12 protein-coding genes are annotated in these 11042 nt (G+C 72.0%); 7 read left to right on the plus strand and 5 right to left on the minus strand.

Going from position 1 to position 11042, the window contains the following annotated elements; translation table 11 throughout:
- Positions 1-42: 42 nt before the first annotated feature.
- The gene (locus AB0H57_RS17685) at positions 43-981 is read right to left on the minus strand and encodes a superoxide dismutase (protein WP_357507607.1); all 939 of its coding nucleotides are present in this window, start codon (positions 979-981) and stop codon (positions 43-45) included.
- A 177-nt stretch (positions 982-1158) separates the two neighbouring features.
- On the opposite strand from AB0H57_RS17685, the gene AB0H57_RS17690 reads away from it, so the two are divergent.
- From AB0H57_RS17690 to AB0H57_RS17700, 3 genes are all read left to right on the plus strand, one after another.
- Complete coding sequence (locus AB0H57_RS17690; RefSeq protein ID WP_357507609.1) at positions 1159-1587, plus strand: VOC family protein; 429 nt, start codon at positions 1159-1161, stop codon at positions 1585-1587.
- Positions 1588-1680: 93 nt separating this feature from the next.
- Complete coding sequence (locus tag AB0H57_RS17695; RefSeq protein ID WP_357507611.1) at positions 1681-2436, plus strand: peptidylprolyl isomerase; 756 nt, start codon at positions 1681-1683, stop codon at positions 2434-2436.
- A gap of 90 nt (positions 2437-2526) precedes the next feature.
- On the plus strand, positions 2527-3459 hold the full coding sequence (locus AB0H57_RS17700) for a MerR family transcriptional regulator (protein ID WP_357507613.1): 933 nt from the start codon (positions 2527-2529) through the stop codon (positions 3457-3459).
- Between the two features lie 75 nt (positions 3460-3534).
- Here the strand turns inward: AB0H57_RS17700 and AB0H57_RS17705 are convergent, their stop codons facing one another.
- The gene (locus AB0H57_RS17705) at positions 3535-4926 is read right to left on the minus strand and encodes a PLP-dependent aminotransferase family protein (protein WP_357507616.1); all 1392 of its coding nucleotides are present in this window, start codon (positions 4924-4926) and stop codon (positions 3535-3537) included.
- Here AB0H57_RS17705 and AB0H57_RS17710 point away from each other — a divergent pair.
- Positions 4925-5866: a DMT family transporter gene (locus tag AB0H57_RS17710; RefSeq protein WP_357507618.1), complete on the plus strand. Its 942-nt coding sequence runs from the start codon at positions 4925-4927 to the stop codon at positions 5864-5866. The genes AB0H57_RS17705 and AB0H57_RS17710 overlap by 2 nt on opposite strands.
- Here the strand turns inward: AB0H57_RS17710 and AB0H57_RS17715 are convergent.
- Positions 5850-6593 (minus strand): LysE family translocator, encoded by a 744-nt coding sequence (locus AB0H57_RS17715; RefSeq protein WP_357507620.1) that lies wholly within the window; start codon positions 6591-6593, stop codon positions 5850-5852. The genes AB0H57_RS17710 and AB0H57_RS17715 overlap by 17 nt on opposite strands.
- On the opposite strand from AB0H57_RS17715, the gene AB0H57_RS17720 reads away from it, so the two are divergent.
- From AB0H57_RS17720 to AB0H57_RS17730, 3 genes are all read left to right on the plus strand, one after another.
- Positions 6583-7044 carry an Lrp/AsnC family transcriptional regulator gene (locus AB0H57_RS17720; protein WP_357507622.1) on the plus strand — a complete coding sequence of 154 codons (462 nt, stop codon included), beginning with the start codon at positions 6583-6585 and terminating at the stop codon, positions 7042-7044. The genes AB0H57_RS17715 and AB0H57_RS17720 overlap by 11 nt on opposite strands.
- A gap of 170 nt (positions 7045-7214) precedes the next feature.
- Positions 7215-8054 carry a helix-turn-helix domain-containing protein gene (locus AB0H57_RS17725; protein WP_357507624.1) on the plus strand — a complete coding sequence of 280 codons (840 nt, stop codon included), beginning with the start codon at positions 7215-7217 and terminating at the stop codon, positions 8052-8054.
- Between the two features lie 65 nt (positions 8055-8119).
- Positions 8120-8701, plus strand: coding sequence for a dihydrofolate reductase family protein (locus tag AB0H57_RS17730; RefSeq protein ID WP_357507626.1), 582 nt, complete (start codon positions 8120-8122; stop codon positions 8699-8701).
- Positions 8702-9090: 389 nt separating this feature from the next.
- On the opposite strand, the gene AB0H57_RS17735 is transcribed toward AB0H57_RS17730, so the two are convergent.
- Positions 9091-10797 carry a cellulose binding domain-containing protein gene (locus AB0H57_RS17735; protein WP_357507628.1) on the minus strand — a complete coding sequence of 569 codons (1707 nt, stop codon included), beginning with the start codon at positions 10795-10797 and terminating at the stop codon, positions 9091-9093.
- Positions 10798-10816: 19 nt separating this feature from the next.
- Positions 10817-11042 (minus strand): non-reducing end alpha-L-arabinofuranosidase family hydrolase (locus AB0H57_RS17740; protein ID WP_357507630.1); only part of this gene is annotated, 226 nt, incomplete at its 5' end.

Raw genomic sequence — 11042 nt, forward strand, 5'->3', positions numbered from 1 at the left:
CACCGAGGGGCACGCCGGCGGCGTACCCGTCGGTGGTCGCGGTCAGTGCGGCCGCACCGCCGTCACGGTGTACGGGGTGGTCGGCGTCGGCGGCGTGGTGAAGCGCCCGTTGGGCAGGTAGAGCCGGCCGAGGGCCCGGGCCACGGTGGTCGGCACGTCGAAGTTCGGGTCGGTGATGGTCCCGGTGAACCGGCCGGCGGTCCCGGCCCGGTTCAGCTCGACCACGGCGATCCGGTTGAGCTGGTTCTGCACCACGTAGAGCGTGCGGCCGACCAGCAGCAGCCCGTCGCCGTAGTCGAAGGACGCGCCGGGCACGTCGACCGTGGCGGTGACGCCGGTCGCCGGGTCCACCCGGAACAGCAGGCCGGTGTTGGACTGCACCACGAGCAGCGCCGCCCCGTCCGGCGTGCGCTCGATCCCGTTGAGGTTGACCCCCGTGCCGACCTGCTGGTAGGCGCCGGTGAGCGGGATGGTGCCGAACCCGTCGGCCGGCGGCAGCGCGCCGCCCGGGCCGAGCGGCAGGCGGTACAGCACCGGCCGGTTGGAGTCGGTGAACCAGGCGGCGTCGCCAGTGCGCACGACGTCGTTGACGAACGTCGGTGCGGTGGCGAACTGGTACCGGGCGAGCACCCGGCCGGTGCGGGTGTCGACCACCCGGGCGTCGCCGGCCGTGCCGCCGGCGACGAACAACCGGCCGCGCGGGTCGACGTCGAGGCCGAGCGAGGGGGTGCCGGTGGCCGGGCTGAGCTGCCGGCCCGCCCCGGTGATCAGGTCGATCCGCTGGATGGCCCCGGTGGCCCGGGAGCCGAAGTACGCGTACCGGCCGGCGGTGGCGATGCCTTCCGGCTGGAACCCGTCGGGCAGGCGCAGGACGGTGGGCCGCACGTCCGGGGCGTGTGCCCGGGCGGGCGCCGGCGCGGCGGTGGCGAGCAGGGTGGCGGTCAGGGCGGCGCCGAGGGCGGTCCTGAGGCGTCGGTTCACTGTGCTCCTTCCGGTCGGCAGGCGGGTCGCCGCCGGGTGACACCGGGGGAGTCGGCCTGCCGGGATCAGGGGGCCAGGACTGTCCCCACTGTACGGTCCGTACCGGTGGGTTTCCGGCCCGGTCCGCGCGGTGATGTTGACCGTGACCGGTCCCGACGACTAGCGGAGGTGAGCGCGATGGCGGAATCGGAGAGCGTGCCCCGGCTGTGCCAGGTGGTGCTCGACGGCACCGACATCAGGACCCTGGCCGAGTTCTACCGGTCCCTGCTGGGGCTGGTCTACCGGCCGGGCGACGAGCCGCCGGCCGACGGGAGCCCGGACGAGCGGGGGAGCGACTGGCTGGTGCTGCGCAGCCCGCAGGGCGCCACCCAACTGGCCTTCCAGCAGGTCGACCGGCTGCCCGAGGCGACCTGGCCGGAGCACGACGTCCCGCAGCAACTGCACCTGGACCTGACCGTCGGGTCGGTGGCGGAGCTGGAGGTGCAGCACGAACGGGTGCTGCGCCTGGGCGGTCGGCTGCGCTACGACCGCATCGACGACCCGGACGAGCCACTGCGGGTGTACGCCGACCCGGCCGGCCATCCGTTCTGCGTCTTCGTGGGCTGACCGGCGCTTGAGAGGGCGGCGGCGCGTCGACATCGGATCGGTCGATCCATAGACTCCGGTTGTTCTGGTACCACGAGTCCAGGGAGGACCCACGTGTCGCGCGCAACCCGAACGCACGTTCCGCCGCTGCTGTCCCGCCTCGCCGGCGTGGCGGTGGTCTGCACCGCGCTCATCGCCACCGGGGGCGCCGCGGCGACCGCGGCGCCTGCCGGTGAACCCGCGCCCACCCCGGGCCCGTGCGCGTACACCCCGACGCCGGACGAGCCGGCGGCCCGGCCGGTGCCGCTGCCGCCGGACCCTCGGCGGACGCCCGACCGGGGCACCGTCCGGGTCACCCTGCGGACCAGCCAGGGCCCGATCGGGCTGGCCCTCGACCGCGCGCAGGCCCCGTGCACCGTGCAGAGCTTCCTGCACTTGGCCCGGGACAAGTTCTACGACCGGACGCCCTGCCACCGGCTCACCGCGTCGCCCCGGCTGAAGGTGTTGCAGTGTGGCGACCCGTCCGGCACCGGCGAGGGCGGCCCCGGCTACCGGTACGCCGACGAGCTGCCCACCGGCCTGCCGCCGACGCCGATCGACCCGACCGGGGTGCGCCGGCTCTACGCCCGCGGCACGCTGGCCATGGCCAACGCCGGCCCGGACACCAACGGCAGCCAGTTCTTCCTGGTCCAGTCCGACTCGGCGCTGCCCCCCGCGTACACCATCTTCGGCACGGTCGACCCGGCCGGGCTGGCGACGCTGGACCGGATCGCGGCCGGCGGGATCGCCGCCACCCCGGAGAACCCGGCGCCGATCGACGGTGCGCCGGTCCTGCCGGTGGAGATCCACCGGGCCAAGCGGGGCCGCTGAGGCCGGCGGCGGAGTCGGGTCGCGCCAGCGGCCCGACTCCGCCCACGCCCGGCTTGAGTCTCCACCCAGGGGAGACGTAAGAGTGGCGGCATGAACGACGACGGGCGCTACTCGATCGGTGAGCTGTCCCGGCGCACCGGGCTGACGGTCAAGGCCATCCGGTTCTACTCGGACCGGGGGATCGTGCCGCCCACCGACCGCAGCCCGGCCGGCTACCGCCGGTACGCCCCGACGGCCGTCGTCCGGCTGGAACTCGTCCGGACGCTGCGCGACCTGGGACTGGACCTGGCCACCATCCGGCGGGTGCTGGACCGGGAGCTCTCCCTCGCCGACGTCGCAGCGGCGCACGCCGAGGCGCTGGCGGTGCGGATCCGCGCCCTGCGCCAGCAGCGGGCGGTGCTGGCGGCGGTCGCCCGGCGCGGGTCCGACCCGAAGGAGATGGAACTCATGCACAGGCTGGCGCGGCTCTCCGGCGCCGAACGACGGCGGCTGGTCGAGAACTTCCTCGACGACGTCTTCGCCGCTCGCCGGACCGAACCCGCGTTCGCGGGCATCGCCCGCTCGATGACCCCGGAGCTGCCCGACGACGCCGGCGAGGCGCAGGTCGAGGCATGGGTGGAGCTGGCGGAACTGTGCCAGGACCCGGGCTTCCGCGCCGGCATGCGGTTGCTGGCCGAGCAGCATGCCGCCGACCGGGCCGGCGACCGGGTGGTGCGCCGGGACGCCGTCGCGCTGGCCCGGGCGCAGGCCGAGCCGGCCCTGGCCGCCGGCGTCGACCCGACGGCACCCGAGGCGGACGCCGCCGTCGCGGCCATCATGACTGGGTACGCCCGGCTCTGCGGCCGCCCCGACGACGTCGACCTGCGGCGGCGGCTGTTGGCGCGGCTGGCGGCGGCGAGCGATCCGCGCCGGGAGCGCTACGAGCGGCTGCTCTCCGTCGTCAACGGCTGGCCGGTCACCGGGAGCGCGACGCCGGTGCTCGACTGGGCCGTCCGCGCCGTGGCCGCCCGTACCCCCGGCTGAGCTGGGGTGGCGGCGGCCTGGGGTCCCGGTCCGGGCGCAGGGCGTGACGGGTCTTCTCCTTCGGCTGCTGTGACGTCAGCGGGCGAGTGCGACGGCCAGCCGGCGGATCGCCTCGTCCATCAGGTGCGGCGGGGCGGCGGCGTAGGTGAGGCGCAGGTGCGGTGCCGGCGGCTCGGCGGCGTACCAGGGGCGGCCGGGGAAGACGACGACACCCTCGCCGGCAGCCGCGGCGGTCAGCGCGACGTCGTTGGTGCCGTCCGGCAACCGGACCCACAGATGCAGGCCGCCGCGGGGAACGTCGTGCGGGGCCAGCGAGGGCAGGTGCCGGTTCAGCGCCGCGAGCAGCGCCTCGCGGCGGGCCCGCAGCTCCTTGCGCAGTGTACGGCGATGCCGGCCCCAGGCCGGTGCGGTGAGGAACTCCAGCGCGGCCTGTTGCAGCGGCCCGGCGACGAAGAGGTCGTCGAGCAGCCGGGCGGCGCGCAGCCGGGCGCCGGCGGGTCCCCGGGCGCCGAGCGCGGCGATCCGCAGGCCGGGCGCGGCGGACTTGGTCAGCGAGCGCAGGTAGATGACGTGTCCGTCGGGGTCGTCGGCGGCCAGCGGGGGTGGGGCCTCGCCGTCGATGGTCAGGTCACGGGCGTAGTCGTCCTCGACGAGGAACGCGCCCGCGTCGCGGACCGCCGCGGCGACCTGGGCGCGCCGGGCGGGTGCGAGGGTCGCGCCGTGCGGGTTGGCGTGCAGCGGCTGGCAGTAGAACAGCCGGGCGCCGGTGCGGGCGAAGGCGGCGGCGAGCTGGTCGGGCCGTACCCCGTCGGCGTCGGCGGGCACGGGCACCACCCGAAGCCCGGCCGCGTGGGCGGTGGCCAGCGCGCCCAGGTAGGTGGGGGATTCGACGAGCAGGGTGTCGCCGGGCGCGGTGAGCGCCCGCAGGGTGGACGACAGCGCGGCCTGCCCGCCCGGACAGATCACCATGTCCTCGGCCCGCAGGCTCCCGCCGGTCTCGCGGGCGAACCAGGCCCGCAGGTCCGCGCGCCCCTCCACCGGGCCGCGGTGCCACGCCGCCGGTTGCCGGGCCGCGCGGGCGAGCGCCGCGCCGAGTGCGGCGGCCGGCTGGAGGTCCGGGTCGAGATAGCCCCCGGTCAGGGAAATGGCCTCGGACGGCGGTAACGCCAGTAGCGCCTGCATCTCCTCCTCGCCGGCCCGTCGGGGGCCCAGCGCGACGGTCTGCCACGACAGGTCCCGGCTGGGACGGTCATCTCGCCGGGCCGCCACGAAGGAGCCCCGGCCCGACCGGGTCTCGACCAGCCCCTGCGCGACGAGCCGTCGAGTCGCTTCGGCGACGGTCACCGGGGAGACGCGGTGATGGACGGTCAACTCACGCACCGACGGTAGCTGCGTTCCCGGTGCGGCCTGCGCCACCAGGCCACGCAGGTGGTGCACAACCCGATCGACGGCGCTACCATCATTCATGACGACGCAGCGTAGCGCTACCGAGCGCACGACGGTAACGGCGGGACCCGGCGCCGGCATCACCCTCGGCGCGCTGGGCGTGCTCGCGTTCAGCATGTCGCTGCCGGCCACCCGCGTCGCGGTGCAGACCTTGGACCCGTGGTTCGTCGCGTTCGGACGGGCGGTCGGCGCGGCGCTGCTTGCGTGGGCGTACCTGCGGCTGACCGGCGCGCCACGCCCCACCCGGGATCAGTGGCGGCGGCTGTCGACCGTCGCGCTCGGCGTCGTCGTCGGCTTCCCGCTGTTCACGTCGCTCGCCCTCACCACACAGACCTCCGCGCACGGCGCGGTCGTCGTCACCGTGCTGCCCGCGCTGACGGCGGTCTTCGCCGTGCTGCGGGCCGGGGAACGCCCGCCGCCGCTGTTCTGGATCGCCAGTGCCGCCGGGCTGCTGCTGGTGCTCGCCTTCCTCGCCAGCAGCGGCTCGATGCACGGGACGCTGTCCCTGGCCGACCTGTTCCTGCTGGCCGCCGTGGTGCTCTGTGGCCTGGGATACGCGGAGGGGGGCGTGCTGGCCCGCGAACTCGGGGGTGCCCGGACGATCTGCTGGGCGTTGCTGCTCTCGCTGCCGGTCACCGTACCGATCACGGCGGTGGCCGCGATCGCCCACCGCCCGCAGGCCGACGCTGCCGGCTGGGCCGCGTTCGGCTACCTCACCGTGGTCTCGATGTTCCTCGGCTTCTTCGCCTGGTACGCCGGACTGGCCCGCGGCGGAATCGCCAGGGTCGGCCAGATCCAGCTCGCCCAGCCGGTGCTCACCCTGAGCTGGTCGGCCCTGCTGCTGGGGGAGGCGGTCACCCCGGCCGCGCTGGTCGCGGCGGGAGCGGTGCTGGCCTGCGTCGTGCTCATCCAACGCACCCGCGCCGGCGCGCGGCCGGCACAGGTCAACTCGTTTCGATGATCCGCTCACCGAGGAGCGCCAATCCGACGACGATCATGGTCGCCCCGGCGAGTTGCGTCGTGCGCCGCGCGATGCCGGGACGGGCGCCGAGCACGCGGTCGGCGGCGTGGCCCAGGGGGATGTACACCACGGCGCAGATCAGGACGAAGACGATGCCCAGTGCCCCGAGTTGCATTGGTAGTGGCCAGTCGTTCTCGCTCCGGGTGAACTGCGGCAGGATCGACAGGAAGATCAGCAGACCTTTCGGGTTCAGGGCGCTCACCCCCATCCCGCGTCTGAGGTAGCCCAGCCGGGAAGCTGCCAGAGCGGTGCCGGTCGCGCCCGAGCGCTCGATCCCGCCGGGCCTGGCAAGCACGCGGATGCCGAGGTGGACGAGGTAGGCCGAGCCGGCGATGGTGAGCGCGGTGAGGGTGGCCGGTGCCGCCGCCACCAGCGGTCCGACACCGGCGACCATGATCGCGGTGAGGATCACGTACCCCGCCATCACGCCGCCGACCACCGGTAGGACGACGTGATCCCGGGCGCCGGCGGCAAGGACGTACGCCCAGTCCGGGCCGGGCACCGCGATCAGGGTGAAGGCGATCGCCGCGAACGCGAGTACGGCTGACAGCTGCATTCCCGCTCTCCTCTCTCCCCTTACGAACCGTATGCCAAAGTGGACAGAATGTGCTTCCACAAACTGCCCAGAAACGGCCCCCTGTGGAAGGATTTCGGACGTGGACAGCATCGACCGGAAGATTCTTGCGGAGCTGCAGTTTGACGGCCGATTGACGCTGACCGACCTCGCCTCCCGGGTCGGGCTGACCATCTCCCCGGCCCACCGTCGCCTGCGTGACCTGGAGAACTCGGGAGCGATCGTGGGCTACCGAGCGATCGTTGATCCGCGGGCGCTGGGGTTGGGGTTCGAGGCGCTGGTGTTCGTGACCATGAAGCAGGAGGACCGGGCGACCCTGCTCGGGTTCGAAGACGCCGTCGGGAGGATCCCCAACGTGCTCCAGGCTCAGCGTCTGTTCGGTGATCCCGACTATCTGTTGCGGGTACGGACGACCGACCTCGACGCCTATGCCCGACTCGAAGACGATGTGCTCTCCGCGCTGCCCGGGGTGCAGCGGCTGAACTCCACCCTGGTGATGAAGAACGTCGTGATCGACAGGCCGTACCCGATCGTCGGCCCCTAGCCCTGGCAATTGAGGTCGCTGCCCTCCATCGCTCACGCAGCACGCGTATCCCACGCAAATGTCCGCGGCCGGGCGCTCGTCCGCGATCGGCGCCGGCTCGATGCTGGCGGCAGCGCGGGCTGGACCATTTCGGCACTCGATGCCGGCGGGGCGTCGGCGATACTGTCGGCGTGGAGTACGTGTCCAGAGTGCCGCGACCGCCGCTGGACGGGCTGATCGACGACCTTTACTACCTGGAGGGTGCGTCGCCGTACGCCCGGCTGACGCTGCCGCCGATGCCGTCGGCGTTGCTCATCGTCAACCTCGGGGCGCCGTTCCGCATTCGCGCCGGCACCGACATCGAGACGGCCGAGTACGCCGACGGCTGCGTGGTGACTCCGCCCACCCGCGCATTGGAGTTCGGCTACCCACTCCGGACCCGGTCCGTCGGCGTGCACTTCAAGCCGTGGGGGCTGGCGCCGTTCCTGCCGATGCCCGCGGCCGAGCTGTGTGACCGGCCGGTGACGGTAGAGCAGGTTTGGGGCCGGCCCGCCACTGCTGAGCTGCGAGACCGGCTGGCCACGGCGGACGGACCGCACGAGATGCTGACGCTGCTCGAGGAGGAGCTGATGCGACGGCTGTGCGAGACCGCCGGCCTGGGGCTGGTCCGCCATACGAGCAGCGTCATCGCGGCGACCAGCGGGGCGATGGCGATCGGCGACCTGAGCGTGGCAGCCGGTGTCAGCAGCACTCATCTGGCACAGCGGTTCAAGGAGCTCATCGGCGTCACGCCGAAGCGGCTGGCCCGCACCTACCGCTTCGCCGCCATCGTGTTCGCGATCAACCCCGCCGGACCGATCGACTGGGGCGACCTCGCCGCTGGCGCAGGCTACTTCGACCAGGCCCACTTCGGCCACGAGTTCCGGTCGTTCACCGGGCTCACGCCGACCCGGTACGTCGAAGTCCGGCGGCGGTTCCTGCGCGAACATCCCGGCCACGTGCTGGACAGCTGGCCGCTGCCGGCCGATTGATTTCTTACAAGAGCGACAGCTCACGGCACGCTAATTTGGGGGCACCCAAAGCAGAGGAGAGCCCCGTGGGCAAGGTGGTCATGTACAGCTCGGTGTCGGTGGACGGCTTCGTCGCGGACGAGCACGACCAGCCCGGACCGCTGTTCGACTGGTTGTCCAGCGGTGACGTCCCGTTGGACTCCAGCGGCGAGGTGAAGGTGTCGCAGACGTCCTACGACTACACCCGGCCGTACTGGGACCAGATCGGAGTCACGATCGTCGGCCGCCACGTCTTCGACATGACGGACGGCTGGGACGGAAAACCTCCGAGCGGGGTCGACCACGTGGTCGTCGTGACGCACCGGCCGCAGCCCGAGGGCTGGGACCCCGAGGCGCCGTTTCACTTCGTCGACAGTGTCGAGGCAGCCGTGGCCAAGGCGCAGGAGCTTGCGGGTGACCGCATGGTCGAGGTCGCCGCTGGCGACGTCGGTGGCCAGGTGCTTGCCGCGGGCCTGGTCGACGAGGTGCGCATGGACGTCGTACCCGTCGTGTTCGGGTCCGGCAAGCGCTACTTCGGGTCGGTCCACGCGCAGCACCTGTTGGAGGATCCTGACGTGGTGATTCAGGGCAACCGGGTGCTTCACCTGCGCTATCGGGTGCGCCGTTGACCGGTCTGAGCGAGTTACGCGAAGAAATCCACTGCGAACGGTGACGCCAAGATCGGACCTCCGGCTGCGTTTGCGCATCCGTCGGGGTCTTCCTGCACACCCCCAGCGTCGGCACCAGCCTTCGGAAGACCTCGACACCGGCCCCGGGACCGACCCGCCAGCCACCATCCAACCAGCGACTACACCCTCAACTGTGAAGAGCCCGGTTGGGCCAGGCGTAGAGCACGCGTAGACCACTTACCAGCACGCCCGGTATTCGCAGCCGGTCGGGCTGTTGCCGACGTTGCTGGCCGACGGTCCAACGAGCGCAGGCGCAGGGCCCGGAGCGGGCGGGTGTGAACGCTCACCCACCCACCCACCCACCCACCCACCCGCCCGCCCGCCCGCCGTCAGAGGGTGAGTACGACCGTGGAGATGCTTCGTGCGCCGACGTTCACGGCGACCTGGTTCCCGTTCACGCCGGCCGGCTGGCTGGCCGCGTTGGCGTTCTGCGAGGTGGCGACGTATTCCGCCTTGGTGACGTTCTGCGGCACCTGGATGATGGCGTTGTTCACCACGCTGGTCGACCGGTTGAGGATCACCAGCGCGACCTTCCCGTCACCCTGGTAGGCGGTCACCTCCAGCGGCGAGACCTTGGCGCTCTTGGTCAGGCCGACCCGCTGATAGCCCGGGCGGACGTACTTGGCGAACTGCGAGAACGCGTACCCGCGCTTGAGCGGGGCGCCCGCCGTGGTGCCGTACGCGGCCTCGCCGTCGCCGATGAAGGAGTAGTAGCGCTTGCCGTACCACCAGACGTAGGCGCTCCAGTTGGACTCCATCGACTTGTGCACGCTGCGCATGATGTCGTCCAGCGTCTCGTCCCAGACCGCCTGGTTGCTGGGGTTGCCCCAGATGTTGGAGCCGCTGCCGTCGGCCTCGTGCAGGTTCCACTCGGTCATCCACACCGGCTTGTTGTACTGCTGGGTCAGAGTGTACGGCTTCAGCCGGCCCGAGGCCTCGGTGCCGTAGAGGTGGCCGCCGATGTAGCCGATGTTGTTCCGAGCGGCTGCGTCGTTCAGGGTCGGATCGGTGTAGCTGTAGTTCAGGTTCACCGCCTCGGCGACCATCAGCTTGGTGTTCTGCACCTTCGCGCCCTGTTCCCGGACGAAGGTCTGCAGCTCGGTGCCGCTCCAGTCCATCGAGTCGTAGTCCGGGTGCCAGTCCGGCTCGTTCTGCACGGAGGTGACGTCGATCGTCACGCCCTGGTTGCGCATGTACTGGACGTAGCTGTTCAGGTGACTGGCGTAGTCGTCGTAGTAGTCGGGCCTCAGCTTGCCGCCGTTGATCCGGCTGTTGTTGGTCTTCCAGGCCGCCGGCGCCGTCCACGGCGACGCCATGATCTTCACGTTGGACCCGTACGACTTGGCCGTCTTCAGGGCGTTGACCTGTGTCGACCACTCGCTGGACACCGGCGAGAGGCCGGTGCGCACGATGGACAGACCGAGCTGGTTGGGGCCCAGCCCGACCAGCGTCTGCGTCTCGGCCGTCGACCACGCGCTACCCCAGATCGACACCGCGGCGCCGAACCCGTCGACCGTCTGGTACCTGGTGGCGCTGTTCACCGTGATGTCCGCCGGCCCGCCCGGCGGCGGGCTCGTGGGCGACGTCGTCGGTGAGGTGGTGGGTGAGGTGGTCGGCGTGGTGTCGCCGGTGCAGGTGACCCCGTTGAGGGCGAAGCTGGTGGGGGCGGGGTTGCTGCTGGTCCAGGAGCCGTTGAAGCCGAACGAGGTGGTGCCGTTGGTGGGGATGGATCCGTTGTAGCTGACGTTCCTGGCGGTGATGGTGGCGCCGCTCTGGGTCAGTGTGGTGTTCCATTGGGTGACGGTCTGGCCGGCGCTGTAGGACCAGGTCAGTGTCCAGCTCGTGAGCGGGTCGCCGAGGTTGGTGATGGTGACGTTGGCGCCGAAGCCGCCCTGCCACTGCGACGACACCGCGTAGTTCACCGAACAGCCGGCGGCCGCCGCGCCGGCCGGCATCGCCACGGCAGCGGCGGCCGATGCCAGCAGGACGGTGCTGGCCGTCACCAGGGCGGTACGGGTCATCCTGAGTCTTCTCATGAGATCTCTCCTCGAGCCACTAGCGCTGGAGGGTCAGCAGGCCCGGCCGGTAGGGCAGGAGGCCGTAGTCGCCGCCGGAGTTGGGGGAACGCCCCTGGTAGAGCAGCCGGAGGTTGCACGGGTCGACGGTGAAGGTCTGGTCCGCGGTGGTGCGGATCAGTTCGCCGTGGCTGATGTCGTTGGTCCAGGTGGCGCCGCTGTTGGCCTTGCCGGCGAACGGGTTGCTCTCGGTCGCCGCCTGCGGG

It is taken from the genome of Micromonospora sp. NPDC050686 (genome assembly GCF_040654475.1).
Lineage (GTDB): Bacteria > Actinomycetota > Actinomycetes > Mycobacteriales > Micromonosporaceae > Micromonospora.